The sequence below is a fragment of the Flavobacterium sp. H4147 genome, from assembly GCF_029360735.1.
Taxonomy (GTDB): domain Bacteria; phylum Bacteroidota; class Bacteroidia; order Flavobacteriales; family Flavobacteriaceae; genus Flavobacterium; species Flavobacterium endoglycinae.
Genome location: NZ_JARKNB010000004.1, coordinates 560,718 through 578,040, shown reverse-complemented (window position 1 = coordinate 578,040; position 17,323 = coordinate 560,718). Strand labels below are relative to the sequence as shown.

General features: G+C 33.1%; 12 protein-coding genes and 1 other RNA gene. 7 read left to right on the top strand and 6 right to left on the bottom strand.

Translation table 11 applies throughout. The annotated features are described in order from the left end of the window. Window positions 1-4 precede the first annotated feature (4 nt). Window positions 5-3,202, bottom strand: a complete 3,198-nt coding sequence (locus tag P2W75_RS19925) for a SusC/RagA family TonB-linked outer membrane protein (RefSeq protein WP_276381808.1) — start codon at window positions 3,200-3,202, stop codon at window positions 5-7. A gap of 270 nt (window positions 3,203-3,472) precedes the next feature. On the opposite strand from P2W75_RS19925, the gene P2W75_RS19920 reads away from it, so the two are divergent. The 3 genes from P2W75_RS19920 to P2W75_RS19910 all read left to right on the top strand — a co-directional run bounded on the left by P2W75_RS19920 (window position 3,473) and on the right by P2W75_RS19910 (window position 6,855). Further along, the gene (locus P2W75_RS19920) at window positions 3,473-4,525 is read left to right on the top strand and encodes a sensor histidine kinase (RefSeq protein ID WP_207295455.1); all 1,053 of its coding nucleotides are present in this window, start codon (window positions 3,473-3,475) and stop codon (window positions 4,523-4,525) included. Continuing rightward, on the top strand, window positions 4,515-5,216 hold the full coding sequence (locus P2W75_RS19915; RefSeq protein ID WP_207295454.1) for a LytTR family DNA-binding domain-containing protein: 702 nt from the start codon (window positions 4,515-4,517) through the stop codon (window positions 5,214-5,216). The genes P2W75_RS19920 and P2W75_RS19915 overlap by 11 nt, the downstream gene beginning before the upstream one ends. A gap of 169 nt (window positions 5,217-5,385) precedes the next feature. Beyond that, window positions 5,386-6,855, top strand: a complete 1,470-nt coding sequence (locus P2W75_RS19910; protein ID WP_207295453.1) for an MFS transporter — start codon at window positions 5,386-5,388, stop codon at window positions 6,853-6,855. Between the two features lie 176 nt (window positions 6,856-7,031). Here the strand turns inward: P2W75_RS19910 and fsa are convergent, their stop codons facing one another. The 3 genes from fsa to ffs form a co-directional block, all read right to left on the bottom strand. Beyond that, window positions 7,032-7,688, bottom strand: a complete 657-nt coding sequence (gene fsa / locus P2W75_RS19905) for a fructose-6-phosphate aldolase (RefSeq protein WP_202004015.1) — start codon at window positions 7,686-7,688, stop codon at window positions 7,032-7,034. A 177-nt stretch (window positions 7,689-7,865) separates the two neighbouring features. Then, window positions 7,866-8,669: an SDR family oxidoreductase gene (locus tag P2W75_RS19900; RefSeq protein ID WP_276381807.1), complete on the bottom strand. Its 804-nt coding sequence runs from the start codon at window positions 8,667-8,669 to the stop codon at window positions 7,866-7,868. A 212-nt stretch (window positions 8,670-8,881) separates the two neighbouring features. Further along, window positions 8,882-8,979, bottom strand: an RNA gene (ffs, locus tag P2W75_RS19895) — signal recognition particle sRNA small type. An 88-nt stretch (window positions 8,980-9,067) separates the two neighbouring features. Between ffs and P2W75_RS19890 the strand changes: the two genes are divergently transcribed. Both P2W75_RS19890 and hutI read left to right on the top strand, forming a co-directional pair. Beyond that, a complete protein-coding gene (locus P2W75_RS19890) occupies window positions 9,068-10,117 on the top strand; it encodes a glutaminyl-peptide cyclotransferase (protein ID WP_276381806.1) in 1,050 nt (349 codons plus the stop codon). Between the two features lie 114 nt (window positions 10,118-10,231). Beyond that, the gene (gene hutI, locus P2W75_RS19885) at window positions 10,232-11,470 is read left to right on the top strand and encodes an imidazolonepropionase (protein WP_276381805.1); all 1,239 of its coding nucleotides are present in this window, start codon (window positions 10,232-10,234) and stop codon (window positions 11,468-11,470) included. 88 nt (window positions 11,471-11,558) lie between these two features. On the opposite strand, the gene P2W75_RS19880 is transcribed toward hutI, so the two are convergent. After that, window positions 11,559-12,440 (bottom strand): hypothetical protein, encoded by an 882-nt coding sequence (locus tag P2W75_RS19880; RefSeq protein ID WP_207295449.1) that lies wholly within the window; start codon window positions 12,438-12,440, stop codon window positions 11,559-11,561. 97 nt (window positions 12,441-12,537) lie between these two features. On the opposite strand from P2W75_RS19880, the gene P2W75_RS19875 reads away from it, so the two are divergent. Together P2W75_RS19875 and P2W75_RS19870 are read left to right on the top strand one after the other, a co-directional pair. Beyond that, window positions 12,538-13,584 (top strand): formimidoylglutamase, encoded by a 1,047-nt coding sequence (locus tag P2W75_RS19875; protein WP_207295448.1) that lies wholly within the window; start codon window positions 12,538-12,540, stop codon window positions 13,582-13,584. 124 nt (window positions 13,585-13,708) lie between these two features. Continuing rightward, entirely contained in the window at window positions 13,709-14,956 is a 1,248-nt protein-coding gene (locus P2W75_RS19870) for a DEAD/DEAH box helicase (protein ID WP_276381804.1), read from the top strand. On the opposite strand, the gene P2W75_RS19865 is transcribed toward P2W75_RS19870, so the two are convergent. Then, window positions 14,953-17,094: a response regulator gene (locus P2W75_RS19865; RefSeq protein WP_276381803.1), complete on the bottom strand. Its 2,142-nt coding sequence runs from the start codon at window positions 17,092-17,094 to the stop codon at window positions 14,953-14,955. The two genes, P2W75_RS19870 and P2W75_RS19865, sit on opposite strands and share 4 nt — an antisense overlap. Between the last annotated feature and the right edge of the window lie 229 nt (window positions 17,095-17,323).

Below are 17,323 nucleotides of genomic sequence, written 5' to 3'. Positions count from 1 at the left end.
TTTTTTAGAATGCAACTTTAATATTAAAACCGTAAGATTGTCTAAATGGCAATGAACCATATTCAAAACCTTGTCCGTTTCCAGAAGTATACATTGATTCTGGGTCAATATTTGGAAGATCTTTATTGAAAGTCAACAAGTTTCTTGCAAATGCCGAAACATAAATTGAACTTATTTTTGCTCCTTCGAAAACACTTGAAGGAATAGTATATCCTAAACTTACCTCTCTTAATTTCACATAAGATGCATCGTAAACAAATGGCGCTGGTGAGTTGTTAAATACTGTATTCCAGTAATCTTGTGGATTAATAGGTTTTGTATTTTTTACATAAACCGGATTTGCTGCTGTTCCTGTATTTACAACACCTTCTGCCACATATCCAGCTGTTGGAACCCATGTAGACTGGCTAAAGTTAGGATCATTTGCAATTGCTTCTGCTCTTGCATGATTGTAAGCATCTCTACCATCAGTAGTTACATCCAAAAGTCCTTTTGTTGCCGCCAATGAATTCGTCATAGAATATACATCCATACCAAATTTCATATCAATTAAGAATTGAAGCGTGATTCCTTTGTAAGTAAATCTATTCGTTAAACCAGCAGCCCAATCAGGAAGTCCTTTTCCTAAGGCTACTTTTTCATCTGTAAACAATGGTAAACCATTTGCCGCAACTACTTTTTCTCCATTTTCATTTCTTAAGAAATCTCTACCCATAATAGTTCCGTATTGGCCGCCAACCTGCGCAACAACAGCTGCTCCAGCCCAACGAGCCTCGGATATTGTATAGGTATTAATGTCTGGATGCAATGAAATGATAGAGTTTTTGTTTTTTGAGAAGTTCAAATCAATTCCCCATTCAAAACTGTTTGTTTTTATTGGAGTTCCAGATAAGAATACCTCAATACCTTCGTTACGTAATTTTCCAGCATTTACAGAAACAAATTCATATCCTGATGTTGCTGATGAAGGTAAGTCAAGTGTTTGATCTGATGTGTCTTCACGATATAAAGTAACATCTGCTCTTAATCTGTTTTTGAAGAAAGCTGTTTCAAATCCAAACTCAACTCCTGTTTTTGACTGATAAGTTAAATTAGGGTTTGGTGCCGCAGTATTTTTAATATTTACAACACTCTGACCGTCATATGAAGAAAACGTAGTATAGTTTAATGCATTTTTATAAGCCCCTGGTGAGTTTGAAACCTGAGCCCAAGATGCTCTAAATTTACCATAAGAAAAAGTATCGTTTTGAATGTTAAATGCATCAGAGAATACAAATCCTAACGAACCCGCAGGATAAAATGCACTTTCATCTCCGCTGTAAATTACACTAAACCAGTCATTTCTTCCTGTAAACTCAGCATAAAGATACCCTTTGTAATCAAATTTCGCAGATCCGTAAACTGAATTTGTTCTTGTTTTTGTTTCAACGGGAGCGTTTTCTGTTTTATTTACAAAGTTGCTGATGTATTCAGTTCCCGGCTCAATAATTTTTGTTCCAAATCTTGAATTTTGCTCTCTTCTAAAATCTCTTCTTGCTGTACCTAAAATTCCAGAAAAAGTTAAATCTTTTGCTAACTTAATATCGCTCAAAGTGGCAATAATATCAGTATTCATTTCAGATACATTAATATTATTTAAACCAAGATAGCCTTCATCTCTTCCCGGCCAGGTGCTTCCTGCCGCCATGAAATCTTTTGCACTAAAATTGTAAGTGTCAAGACCTGTTCTAAAAGTTAAAGCGATCCATTTTTTCAATTGATATGTTCCTGTAACATTTCCAATGAAACGATTTTTAACTGATGTATTATGATTTTCTTCGGTTACAAAATAAGGATTCAACAAATAAACATTGTTGTTCCATGGATAAATCTGTCCAGTGTCTTGATTTTTATAATTTTTCAGCCAAGCTTGATCAATATTTGGCGCTAAACCACTTAATGAATATCCAACGTTATTTGGAGAATCTCCTAAAGCTGGTCTATTGTTTGTATTTTCAGCGATATAATTCACATTAGCATCTAACGTAAATTTTTCTGATTTTAAAGTCGCATTTAAAGTCGCGTCGTTTCTTTCTAATCCAGATCCTGGAACGACATCATCGTTTTTCAAGTTATTGAAACCAAAACGCACAAATCCGCTGTCATTACCTCCAGAAACCGCAATTCCGTTTGTAGTAGTAAAGCCAGTTCTAAAGAAATCCTGAATATTGTTTTCTACTCTAGCGTAAGGTCTCATAGAACCGTCGAAAATTTTAACCTGTTGTCCTACACTTTCAGAAAATTTAGGTCCCCACGCATTAGTAGTGTACCCATAAATTTCAGTTGGTGCTTTTGCAGGATCTGGAAGAGCACCGTTGGATCCTGTTCCGTATTCTGTTTGATAATCAGAGTATTTTGCATTTACTCTGTCAAAATTTACTCCGCTTGTTAATTCAACGCGAAGTTTACCTTTGCTTCCTTTTTTAGTTGTAATTAAAACTACCCCATTTAAAGCTCGTGAACCGTATAAAGCCGCAGCAGCAGCTCCTTTAAGTACCGTTAAACTTTCGATGTTGTTTGGGTTAATACTTGAAATCCCATCTCCGTTATCACGGCCATCAAACCATTTGCTGGTAGCTGCCTGATCGTTATTTAAACCTGAGTTATCAATAGGAACACCATCTACAATGTATAGAGGCTGGTTACTTTCACCAATACTAGAAATACCTCTAATAATAACTCTTGTACTTCCTGCGATTCCTGTTGCTGGTATAGAAACATCTACACCGGCAATTCTACCTGATAAAGCAGAAGTTACATTGGTTGTAATTGCCTTATTCAATTGTTCACCTTTTACATCTTGAACAGCATAACCAAGTTCTTTCTTTTGTCTTTTGATACCTAAAGCCGTAACAACAACTTCATTCAGATTTTGTGTGTCCTGAGTCAACACTACATTTACTGTTGCTGAAGTCCCAACTGTTACTGTTTTAGTTTTAATACCTATATACGAGAAAACCAGAACATCTCCTGCTGATGCCTGAATCGTATACATACCGTCATAGTCGGATTGACTTGACGTCTTCGTACCCTGAACAAGAATACTTACCCCTGGCAGCGGCAATCCATTTTGATCGCTTACCAAACCTTTAACTGTCTTTACTTGTGCAAGCGAAACCTGCGCCGTAAAGGCAATCATAAGGATTAACATAATTTGTTTCATTTTTATCATGGTTTTGATTAGTTAGGGATAAATTTATTGTTAAGGTACTGTTAAAAAAAATATTTTATACAAACAGTCATTATCTTTAAACAAACGACATAAAACATTCAACAATATGTTTCACGAAAACGTTATTCCAATTAAATAAAATATCAATATCGTTTTATTTCAAAATTTTCTTCAAAAGAATTGCGTTTTATCAACTAATTATGTAAAGTTGCACAACTATTCGAACCATCCAAAACAAATAATAAAAAGTTAAAGAAAAAGTTGAAAGAAATTCAAAAACTAAAATTTGACATCAAACTTCAAAATCACATTTGGTTCTGGGGAACTTACTTTACTCTCAACTTTTTACGATGGGGAGCTTATTTTAACGACTATCCCTATTCGTTTAAATCAAACCTTATTGAATTTTCGCTTCATATTCCACTTGTTTATTTTAATCTATTTATTTTAGTTCCGAAATATGTCTTAAAACAGAAGTACATTACTTATACACTGGCGTTATTAGTTAGTCTTTTCGGAATTTATTTATTAAAAACTGCTCTTACCTATTATATAGTATCCGAAAATATCTGGCCGGAAGCCAATAGAGAATATCATCCATTTGAAATAAATCATATTGTAGCAGTTTGTATTGGAGAGTTGTATGTACTTGCAATGGCTTCTTCAGTTTATCTTACATTAACGTGGCTTCGCGAAAGGGAAAGAAACCGATCGCTACGAGAAAATCAATTTAAAATCAAACTGAAATATCTTGAAAATCAAATCCAGCCTCATTTTTTCTTCAATACTTTAAATAATCTATATGCTTTATCTTTAGAATCTTCAGATAAAGTTCCAGATGTCATTATCAAACTTTCCAATTTGATGGAATATGTATTGTATGATGTAAAAGGAACCAAGTTTGTACCGCTGATAAAAGAAATAGATTACATTCAAAATTATATTGAAATAGAAAAATTACGTTTTGAGAATGTTGAAGTTACGATCAATTTAGAATCGAATATTGAAGATGTTGTTGTCCCCCCGTTAATTTTTATTTCATTGGTTGAAAATGCCTTTAAACATGGCGGAGTTAACAACAATAATTTCAAAATCAAAATCAACTGCAAAGTTGTCGACAATAAAATGTTGTACTTTGAAATCTTAAATAATTTTGTAATTTCACAAAATCGAAAGTCCAAAGGCGGTATTGGTTTAGTTAATACAAAGAAAAGACTAAAGTTAATTTACAAAAATCATTTCAGTTTAAAAGACACAACAAAACTAAATTACTATATAATCCGTTTGCAAATACCAATTCAGAATGAAAATTAGATGCGTATTGATTGATGATGAGCCTTTAGCTATTAAAGTTCTGCAAAATTATTTTACTAATTTCACAGATTTTGAAGTTATAGGAACATTCAATAATTCTTTAGAAGCACTGGATTTTATAAACAGCACTTCTGTAGATGCCGTTTTTTTAGACATCAATATGCCTATGATGACTGGTTTTGAATTGATAAGTCTTATTGAAAACAAAACCAAGGTTATTATAACCACAGCTTTTAGGGAATTTGCCGCAGAAAGTTATGATCTTGATGTTTTAGATTATCTTGTAAAACCCATTCCGCTGCCAAGATTTATAAAATGCATCAACAAGATTACCACGGAGTACAACTTAAAAAACAATATTAAAATTGATGCTGTAAAAGGCGATTCTCATATTTTTATTAAAGTCGATAAAAAGATGATGAAAATTAATATTGAAGAAATTCTTTTTATAGAAGGAATGAAGGAATATATCAAAGTTGTAACACCAGACAAAACCTATATTACTCATAAATCATTAACATCATTATCCGAAGAATTGCCTGGCGACCGTTTTCTGCGTATTCACAAATCGTACGTAATTGCTGTAAATAAGGTAAAATCTATTGAAGGAAACCGCATTCAAATCCAGTCTTACACGATACCAATTGGAAGAAATTACAGCAAAGACGTAAAAAACAGAATTTTCGAATAAACTTTAACATTTCTAACTCTGTATAAACTAACACATTGTTGAATAAATAACGCTGTTGGTTTAAATTTAACATTATTTTCAATCAATAATTTTTTTTTGATTAACGTAACAAATATATTTACGGTCTTCAAAAAACAATTTTTATTAAAAATTAACCTTAATTACAATTATGAGTTCAGAAAATGTTCAAACCAAGTGGGGGCAGTTTATCTCATTGATAATCGTCTTCTTCTTTTGGGGTTTTGTTGGTTCTGCCAATGATATCCTGATACCAGTATTCAAAAAAGTATTTACTTTATCACAAGTACAATCACAGTTAGTAGCCTGGGCATTTTATGCTGCTTATTTTGTGGGATCAATTATCTTCTTTTTAGTTTCTTTAAAATTAGATGTCCTTCAAAAATTTGGATACAAAAAAACACTTTCAGCTGGTTTAGTTCTTTCAGCAGTTGGATCGTTTTTATTTGTTCCAGCAGCGACAATGGAAAGCTTTCCATTCTTTTTAACTGCTTTGTTTACTGTTGGTTTAGGATTTTCAATTCAACAAATTGTAGCCAATCCATTAGCTATTAAAATGGGAAGCCCTCAAACCGGAGCGCACCGTTTAACATTGGCTGGAGGTATCAACTCGTTCGGAACCACAATTGGAGCTATCTTATTAGGTATCGCTTTATTTGGAATGGGAGATAACAAAAAAACAGCTCTTTCCTTAGAAGATATCAAATTACCATTTATTATTCTTGGTCTTGCTTTTATCGCAGTTGCTATTTTCATGAACTTCTCAAAAATCGAAGATCCTGAAAAACTAGAAGAAGCCGTTATCAAAGACGCCCACAGCAGCTTTAATATCCTTGATTATCCACAATTATATCTTGGAATGCTTGCGATCTTCATTTATGTTGGAACAGAAGTTACTATTATTAGTAATTTACCAGCGTTATTACATACTCACGAATTTGGAAATATTTTAGAAGATGCCGTTGCGCCATTTATCGCCCTTTACTGGGGAAGTTTAATGATTGGTCGTTGGAATGGTGGTGTTAACGTTTTTGACACATCAAAATTGGTAAACACAGCACTAAAATTCATCGTACCGGCTATTGCATTTGGTGTAATCATTGGTGCTAATATTTTTGCTGCTCACGATGTATCTTCATTTTACATTTACCCAATCTGGATTTTATTATTCATTGGAGTAAGTTTTATAGGAGGAAAAAATGCAGGAAAAACGTTGATGCTTTTTGGTCTTTCAGGAATCACAATGATGATTGCTGGATTAGCTTGGCCAGATCCTGAAATTGCTAAATTCTTCTTTATCTCTGGAGGTTTATTTTTATCGATCATGTGGCCTTCTATCTTCGACTTAGCAATTGCTGGTTTAGGAAAAAACACCGGAAAAGCTTCTTCATTCTTAATCATGATGATTCTTGGTGGTGGAGTTATTCCATTGATTCAAGGAAGTATCTGTGATTTTGATATTACAAAACCAGAAGGTATTTTAGGAATCTCATGGACACACTTCTCTTATATTGTACCATTATTAGGTTTTGCATATTTAGCATTCTATGGTTTCTACTGTCCACAAATACTTAAAAAACAAGGTATCAGCCACGTCGAAAGTGAAGGCGGTGGGCACTAAAAAATTAAATATAAAGCATAAAAAAACTCCCATTCTCTCAATGGGAGTTTTTTTGTGTCTTATCCGAAAAAAAAAAATCACCTATTTATTCTGTAATAAAAATCCATTTGGGAGAAAATAAAAATCGCCTTTTCTTATTACAGAAAAGACGATTTTAAATTATAATATACTAAGTATTACTTATTTCCTTTTTCGAAATCAGCAACAAACTGAGCCAATCCAATATCAGTTAATGGGTGTTTCAACAATCCGTAAATTGCAGAAAGTGGTCCAGTCATAACATCAGCACCAATTTTAGCACAGTTTACAATGTGCATAGTGTGACGTACAGAAGCGGCAAGGATTTGAGTTTCGTAACCGTAGTTATCGTAAACTTCTCTAATTTCTTGGATTAAGTTTAATCCATCTGTAGAAACATCATCTAAACGTCCCACGAATGGAGAAACATAAGTAGCTCCTGCTTTTGCTGCTAAAATAGCCTGCCCTACAGAAAACACAAGTGTTACGTTAGTTTTGATTCCTTTATCAGAAAAATATTTAGCTGCCATAACACCTTCTTTAGTCATAGGAAGTTTTACAACAATCTGCTCATGTAATTCAGCTAACTCCTCACCTTCTTTCACCATTCCCTCAAAGTCAAGAGCGTTTACTTCAGCACTTACATCACCATCAACAAGATTGCAAATGTCCACATAATGTTTAAGGATATTGTTTTTTCCAGTAATGCCTTCTTTTGCCATCAATGATGGATTAGTAGTTACACCATCCAAAACACCTAAAGCTTGTGCTTCTTTAATTTGAGCTAAATTAGCTGTGTCTATAAAAAATTTCATAATTATTTGTTTAATTAAAAATGGTTTGTTCGTATTTATATCTTAATAAATTTTCTTCAAATAAATCATCAAAAGAAAATCTAGCTGCAAAATTACAAAATCAATATCAATAACGTTTTTAAAATCAAAACCATTTTGAAATTATATGTTAAAAATAAGTGTGTTTTTTACATTTTTCTACAGCTTATAATGATTCATAAGCATTTTCTCATACATTTTATCAGGAAGTGCACGTTTTAAAACAATTGAAAACTTCTGCATAAACACTCCAACTTTATAATGAACTTTCGGCTTATCATTTTGTATGATTTTATAAATTGCTTCTGCCATTTCATTTGGATTACTTCCAGCATCAACATGTTCGTTCATAGTGGCAAGTACATCACCATATATTTTTTCGTAAGCAGAATCTTTTACCACTGGAGCATGATAACGACCTGCTGCAATATTTGTAGCAAAATCTCCCGGAGCAACGTTTGTGATTTCAATTCCAAACTGTTTTACCTCCATTCGTAAAGCTTCTGTAATCAATTCTAAAGCCCCTTTTGAAGCGGAATAAACGCTTCTATAAGGCAACCCCATATAAGCTGCGATGGAAGTAATGTTGATAATTAAGCCTGATTTCTGCTCACGCATTTGAGGCAAAACCGATTTTATAACTTCTATAGGACCAAAAAAGTTGGTTTCGAAGTTATTCTTGATTTCCTCCATCGGGATTTCTTCAAGCGGACCAGTGATTCCTACTCCGGCGTTATTAATTACAATATCCAATCTTCCTGAAAGCTTAATAACTTCTGCAACAGCAGATTTAATAGTTTCAGAATTTCGAACATCTAAAGCCAGTAAAGGAAAAACAGAGTTTTGTATTTTTTCAGGATTTCGGCTTGTTCCATATACTACAAAACCTTTTTTATGCAAAAATTCACCAATAGATTTTCCAATTCCTGAGGAACCTCCGGTAATTAAAACGACTTTACTCATTTTTTAAGTTATAAGTTAGAGATTATGAGTTATAAGTTTTTGGATTTTGTTTTTTTGAAAACTGAAATCTGAGCAGTTAACATTGAACTTCTAACCAATAACATGTAACATCAGAAAGGTTCAAAAATAAAAAAATCCTCCCGAAGGAAGACTACATTTAAATAAATTCTAAAAAAAATCCTGAAACAGGTTCAGGAAAAACAAAAAATAAAAAATGGCAAGCGACCTACATCGCACCGCTCAACCGCGTACCCTTGCTATGTTCCCATCCTGGGGGAGTCTGCAGGAGCTGGTCGTGTAGGACTTGCCGGTGCAAATATACAATCTTTTTATATTTTTGCAAGACCTTTGTTGCTATAAAAATATCGTTGTATATTGGCTTATTCAAATTTTAAACTATGAAAAAATATAACTTCCTATCTGTCATTTTATTAGGAATCACTTTAATTGGATGCGGAGATAAAAATAAAGGTGAAAATTCTTTATTTAATATTGATGATTCTGCTTTTCCAGCCCATTTTTTACCTCAAGAATCAGTTTCAATAGGAATTTTGAACCCAAATTCGAAAGAAATCGACAGCATTGTGTACTTCAATAATGATAAAAAAGTGGGAAGTACAAAAGGTGCTGAAAAATTTAAGTTTGAATTAAAAGATCAAAAATTAGGGTATCAGTATTTAAAAGCAACCGTTTATTACGGAGGAAATTCATCTGATGCGACAAAACGTATTGAATTAGTTTCTAGTGTTGAACCAAAACTTTTAAACTATAAAATCGTAAACACTTTTGCACATGACACAACTGCTTTTACAGAAGGTTTAGAATTTCACGATGGTGTTTTATTTGAAAGTACTGGTCAAAAAGAAGATTCTTATTTTAGATCTGTAGATTATAAAACTGGAAAAGTAATTAAACAAATAGATCTTCCTAAAGAATATTTTGGAGAAGGAATCACTTTCTTTAATGATAAAATCTATCAGTTGAGCTGGCAGGAAAAAACAGGTTTTATCTATGATGCCAAAACATTCAAATTAGAAAAAACGTTCAAATACGATAAAGATATTGAAGGCTGGGGAATGACACATGACGACAAATATATTTATCATTCTGACGGAACAGAAAAAATCTGGAAAATGGATCCACAGACTCAAAAATTGATTGATTATATCAATGTGTACTCTGGAAGTTCTAAAATTAAAGCTATAAATGAATTAGAATTAATCAACGGAAAATTCTATGCAAATGTGTGGCAGAAAGATGCTATTGCAGTTGTAAATCCCACATCTGGTGCTGTGGAAGGTATTATCAATTTATCAGGTTTACGTAAATTCCTTAAAGCTAAAAATGCTGAAGTATTAAATGGTATTGCTTACAACCCTGCCACCAAAACTATTTTTGTAACTGGTAAATACTGGGATAAAATGTTTGAAATAACAGTTTCAGAATAAAAGGACAAAACAATAAAAATACGAATTTCACAAATGGCACGCATTAGTTCGTGATAATTTGTGACTCGACCGTAGGGAATAGGCGAAGCAAATTTGTGTTTTACAACCACGCTAATGATAACATTAATAAAAAACATACAAGAGTTACTCCAAGTTCGCGAAACCTCTATAGAGAAAATTTCGGGAGCAGAAATGGCGAAACTTCCAACCCTAAAAAATGCATTTTTAATTATAAAAGACAATTTGATTGAAGACTTCGGTTTAATGGAAAATCTTCCTCAAATCAATGCTGATACCATTATAGATGCTTCTGGCAGAGTTGTTCTTCCTGCTTGGTGCGACAGCCATACCCACATTGTTTACGCAGGAAACCGCGAACAGGAATTTGTAGACCGCATCAACGGACTTTCTTATGAAGAAATCGCAAACCGTGGCGGCGGAATTTTAAATTCGGCTAAAAAATTAAACGAAACATCTGAAGAAGAAATTTACGAACAGTCAAAACTTCGTCTCGAAGAAGTAATGCGGTTAGGAACTGGAGCTGTAGAAATAAAATCAGGTTACGGATTAACCATCGAAGGCGAAATGAAAATGCTTCGTGTAATCAAAAAATTGGCTGAAAACTATCCGGTTTCAATTAAGGCCACTTTTTTGGGTGCTCATGCATTTCCTGCACATTATAAAGAAAATAAAACAGGCTATATCGATGAAATCATTACCAAAATGATTCCCGAAATTGCGCAAAATAAACTGGCAGATTATATTGATGTTTTCTGCGAAAGCGGTTATTTCTCTGTAGAAGAAACTGAAAAAATTATGCAGGCTGGAATTGAATTCGGCTTAAAGCCAAAAATTCATGTTAACCAATTTAATTCTATCGGCGGTATTCAGGCAGGAATTAAGTATAATGCTCTTTCTGTAGATCATCTTGAAATTATGAATCCCGAAGATATCGAAGCTTTAAAAGCGACTGAAACGATGCCTGTGGCATTGCCTTCTTGTTCTTATTTTTTAAGCATTCCTTATACACCAGCCCGAGAAATGCTAAAAGCAGGATTACCACTCGCATTGGCTACAGATTTTAATCCCGGTTCTACTCCATCAGGAAATATGAATTTTGTTGTTGCCACAGCTTGTATCAAAATGAAAATGACTCCTGAAGAAGCTATAAATGCAGCGACCATAAACGGTGCTTATGCTATGGGATTATCGCAAACACATGGAAGTATTACAAAAGGAAAAAAGGCTAATTTAATTCTTACCAAACCTATTTCTTCTTATTATCAAATTCCATACGCTTTTGGAAGCAATTTGATTGAAAATGTTTTTATAGAAGGAAAACTTCTAACATAATAAATTGAAATTTTACCATAATAAAAAAGGTCTGTGAAAATCACAGACCTTTAATATCTTAAGTGGTATTTTTATCCCTTTGGCTGAATTATCTTAAGCTGAAGCTTGTTTTAGAAACTAATTCATCATTATCGAAAACGTTGATAAAATAAGTTCCTTTTGCGAAATCTTTTCCAGGAAGATCTTCTGTTACATTTACAGATTTATTCTCGTATTTTACAGTTGTTTTAAAGCTGTAAGTTAAAGAGTTATCTCCAAAATTTTCTGTTTTTTTCTCGCCTAAAACATTGTTTTTAGCATCAATAACCTGAACATAATACGTTTTATCTCCAGATTTAGCAATTTGGTTTTCAGCGATTGTAAAACTAACTTTTAAGATATCTGCACGGCTTGCTTTATCTGTTTCGATTTGTTTTCCAGAGCTTTTTAACTTGTAAGCAGATGTTTTAGTGTTCAAAATCGATAATTTAGAACCTCTTTCAACTGTTTTTGCTAACTCCTCGTTTTGGCCAACTAGTACTTCATTGTATTTTTTAGACTCTCCTAAAACCACAATCGTACTGTCTCTTTGAGTTGTTAAAACACCATTTTGTTTTTTCAACTCATCGTTTTCCGCAACAAGAGTTTTCATTTTGCCCTGCATAGCCTGAACTTGAGCTCTATATTTAGAAACGTCCCCTTTTGATTTATTTAAATCATCCATCAAAGCGACAACTTTATCTCTTTCCTGAATTAATTCATCAGACATTGAAGTATTTTCAGCAATTGCAGCATCGTAAGTTGCTTTTAATTCCTGTAAATCTTTCATAACAGACTCTTTTTCTGTCATAGTTGTTGTTAATTCTGTTTGAACTACGTCAGTATCAGAAGAAAGTTTAAAAATATACACTAAGCTACCAATCAGTAGGACTGCTAGAACGGCGATTACCGCTTTTAGACTCGAATTGTTGTTGTTCTTTGGGTTTTCCATATTTAAATAATTTTCTTTAAAACAAATTTAAGAATTAATATATCGTAATAACGTAAGTTGTAACAATTATATTATTTTTGGAAAATATTTTTTTTTAATGGAGAAATTGATTCCTTTTACTGTCAATGATTTGGCAAAAGTCACAAATCATCGTAGTGGTGAAATAAAATTCGGTGAAAAAATGATTATCATTCCAACAGGAACTGACAAAATCAAATTTTTACAAGAATCTGAGGCGAAGTATGTACTTTTTGGTATTCCAGAAGATATTGGCGTGCGTGCTAACTACGGTCGTCCGGGAACAGCTTCAGCTTGGGAAAATGCAATTAAAAGTATTGCCAACATACAGCACAATCGTTTTGCCAAAGGCAGTCAGATTATTATTTTAGGACAACTGAATGTAGCGGAAGAAATGCGCGAGGTAGAAAATCTGGACTTTAATGATATTGACGATCGTTCTAAATTAAGCCAGCTGGTTGAAAAAATCGACAAAGAAGTTTCGCATATCATTTTTAACATCATAAAAGCCGGAAAAACCCCTATTATTATTGGCGGCGGACATAATAATGCTTATGGCAATATTAAAGGTTCGGCTTTAGCCAAAGGAAAACCTATTAACGCTATCAATTTTGATGCGCATTCTGATTTCAGAATTTTAGAAGGACGACACAGTGGCAATGGTTTTTCATATGCTTACGAAGAAGGTTTCCTCAAAAAATATTTCATCTTTGGTCTACATGAAAATTATACTTCAAAAAGCGTTTTAGATATCATCAAAAAACTTGAGGATCGTGTTCGTTACAATACTTATGACAGTGTGAATATTCGCAAAGAAAAAGATTTCACTAGAGAAATGGCACTTGCACTGGAGTTTATTAAAACAGATGCTTTTGGAATTGAGATTGATCTCGATGCGATACCTAATATTGCAAGCAGTGCCATGACAATCAGCGGGTTTTCGGTTGAAGAATTACGACAGTTTATTTCTTTCTTCGGGCAAAACAGAAATGCGACCTATCTGCATATCTGCGAAGGCGCTCCGGATTTAGCAGATTCTCCAAATAATAATTTAATTGGAAAATTAATTGGTTATTTAATCACGGATTTCATAAAAGCCAATAACGAAAAAGAAAAACTTAACTGAAGGTCAACTGGCTTAAAACCGCATATTTCCCAAATAATACGAGATTCAAATAAACGATTGGCTGAATAAACCTATCTTTGCACAGATTTTAGTACTTAAAACTAAAAATCTTAATTTGTAAGATATGTTATTCGAAGATTTATCACTTTCAAAAAGTATACAAAAAGCCGTATTTGAAGAAGGCTATCTAAATCCTACTCCAATTCAAGAAAAATCCATTCCGATTGTTTTGGCTGGAAGGGATTTAATTGGCTGTGCACAGACGGGAACGGGAAAAACGGCAGCATTTGCTATTCCAATTATACATCAATTGCACCGAATTGTAGGCTCATCAAAAAAAGCCAAACAAATTCGCGCTCTTGTAGTTACACCTACACGAGAACTCGCAGTACAAATCGGACAAAGTTTTGACACGTATTCTAAATATACCAATTTAGTACAACTCACTATTTTTGGAGGAGTTTCGCAAACTCCGCAAGTTGAAGCTTTAAAAAATGGTGTTGACATTCTGGTTTCTACTCCAGGTCGTTTATTGGATTTACACAAACAAGGTTTTCTAGATTTGAATCATCTGCACACTTTAGTATTAGATGAAGCCGATCAAATGCTGGATATGGGTTTTATAAATGATGTAAAAAAGATTATAAAACTGACTCCAAAAAATAGACAGACATTATTGTTTTCTGCTACAATGCCTTTGGCAATACGCGAATTGGCAGAAATGTTTTTGCAGGATCCTGAAAAAGTAGAAGTTTCTCCAGTTTCATCAACTGCAGAAAATGTTGAACAGCGTATTTATTTTGTCGACAAAACAGAAAAAAGAAATCTGCTGTATCATTTAATTAAAAATGAAAATTTATCAAACGTGTTGGTTTTTTCAAGAACTAAACACGGCGCTGATAATGTGGTGAAAGCATTGCGTAAAAAAGATATTCCAGCAGAAGCTATTCATGGAGACAAATCTCAAAATGCAAGGCAGCGTGTTTTGGATGCATTTAAAAACAAAGAAGTAGGCGTTTTAGTAGCAACCGATATTGCCGCAAGAGGAATTGATATCGAACAGCTTCCTTACGTAATCAACTTTGATCTTCCGAATATTCCTGAAACCTATGTTCACCGAATTGGTCGTACAGGCCGCGCTGGAAATGGAGGAATTGCTATTTCTTTCTGTGGAAAAGACGAACATCCGTACTGGAAAGACATTCAAAAATTAATTAAGGTTGATGTAAAAGTCATTTCAGATCATCCTTATCCGTGGCATGCTGGAAGTCCCGAACCGGGAGAAAAACCTAAAAATTCAAATAGAAGCGGTGACGCTCACAAATCGAGAAAGTCAAACGCATCAAAAAGAAACAAAAAACGCTGGTATTAACCAGCTTTTTTTGCTTCAGTAATAAGGTAATTTAAAATTTTGAATAGTTTAACTGGTTCAAACGGTTTCACTATTATATCATTCATTCCCGCAGAAACAGCTTCATCTGTAATTTCATCTTTATCAAAAGCAGTAAGTGCCACAATAGGTGTTTTCACTCCTTCTAAACGAATTCTTTTAGTTGTTTCAAATCCGTTCATTAAAGGCATATTAATATCCATCAGAATAAGATCAAAATGTTCTTTTTCTAATATTTTAAGCGCGGCAAACCCATCATCTACAACCTTACATACATAGTTGTTTTTTTCGATGATTTTTTTAGTCACCAGCTGGTTAATCAGATTATCCTCGACAATCAGTATTTTATAAATTTCATTTGAGGTCAAATCAACTTCTATATCTTCTATTATTTTTTGTGTTTTAAGCGTATTGTATTCGAAAGGAATTTTAAACGAAAATGCAGTTCCTTTACCCAAATCGCTTTCTAATTTAATTGAACTGCCAAAAAGCCCCAACAAACGTTTTACGATGCTAAGCCCCAATCCTGTTCCTTGATAATCTTCATCTTTCCGCCCTACTTGAACAAATTTTTCAAATATTTTATTCTGGTCGACAGCCGCGATTCCAACACCATTGTCTTTAATTAAAAAATCCAGATGATAAAAACTTCCTTCAATTTTGTCAATCTTAATAATGACATCGACTTGACCGTCTTTTGTAAATTTTAGTGCATTACTCACTAAATTAATTAAAATCTGCGCAAGTCTTAGCTTATCTCCAATTAAGTATTCTGGAATTTCTTCATCAATTTCAATATTGAAATTATTATTATTTTTCTGAGCTAAAAACGACAGTGAATTCTTAATCATTGTGATCTCATCACACATATTAAAAGCAAGACTTTCGAGTACAACTTTGTTTTCTTCTATTTTATTAATTTGTAAAATATCGTTGACCAGTGAAAGTAAATACCTTGCAGAAAACTTCAGGGCACTTAAATGTTCACTTTCTGAAAGTTCTTTATGTTCTTCTAAAAGCATATTAGTGATTCCAACCACACCATAAAGCGGTGTGCGTAATTCATGGCTTATAGTCGAAATAAATTGTGTTTTTAACAGAGAAGCTTCTTCCGCAATTTCTTTTGCTTCCAGAAGCTCTAAATTGTGTTTTTTCTTAAACCTGATATTTTTAATTAACGTAATAATTAAAAAAAGGAATATAAATGAAATCAGAATAAACAAAATCACTATAATTCGTGATTTTTTAAGACTTTGTGATTGTGAGGTTTTTTCGTTTTCGATTTTCTCAATCTGTCTTTTATATTCATCAAGTTCTAAATTTAAACCTGCAATTGAAGCTTTTTTAAGTTTCGTTTCGTTATACAGTTCGCCGGTTATGGTATTATACATCAAAAGGTTATCGTAAGCTTGTTTGTATTTTCCAATTTTGTTTAGAAATTTAGAATACTCCAAATGCGCAAAAGACAAATCCTGCTTATCTTCTGTCGATTTGCTGGCAGAAACAGCTTTAGAGAAATACATGTTGGCCTTGGCAGTATCATTTACACTTGACCAATACATTCCGTTTAAAAAATTCAAAGCAATATCATCTGATTTTCCCTTTAAATCATTTTGATGAGCATTAATATAGTTTAGATAAGGGAGACCTTCTTTGTAGTTTTCAACTTTAAAATAGGACCAAACTATATTAAGATTTGTTATGGCAACTTCTTTGAGATATTTTTCCTGCTGCCCAAATTTTAAGGATTCTTTGTAATATGCAATCCCTTCTTTGTACATTTTCTTTTCAAAAAAATGCAGATTTCCAAGATTACTGGTAATCATCATTTTGAGACTGACAATATTAGATCTCTCTGCGTAGAAGAGTGCTTTTTTATAGAAGAAAATAGCTTTTTCTATTTCGCCTAAATCATGAAAATTAATTCCGATGATGTTATAATTCCTCGAAATCAAGGTGTCATTTTTCAGGTCGAAAGCATACTTAAGAGCAATTCCGGATTTTTTTAGGGATTTTTCATAGTTGGTTTGATCTAAATAATCACAAGATTCTTTTGTTAATTCTTTAACTTTTGCTATTGATACAGCACTGTTCTGAGCAGACAAGTCAGGACAAACCATAAAAAGAAATAGAAATAGAAAAAAACTAACCCTATAATGATGCATAATTTAGAATATCGATTTTCAAATATACATCATTATAGTAATACAAAATAACAGTATTTACCTTAATAAGATAAAGATTTAACATTGGACAGCAGAATGTTCCAATTTGAATGTTGGTTACAATTTAAATCCTTCTGAAATTTCCATTTTTTATGCTGAAATATTTAGTACCTAATATCAATCA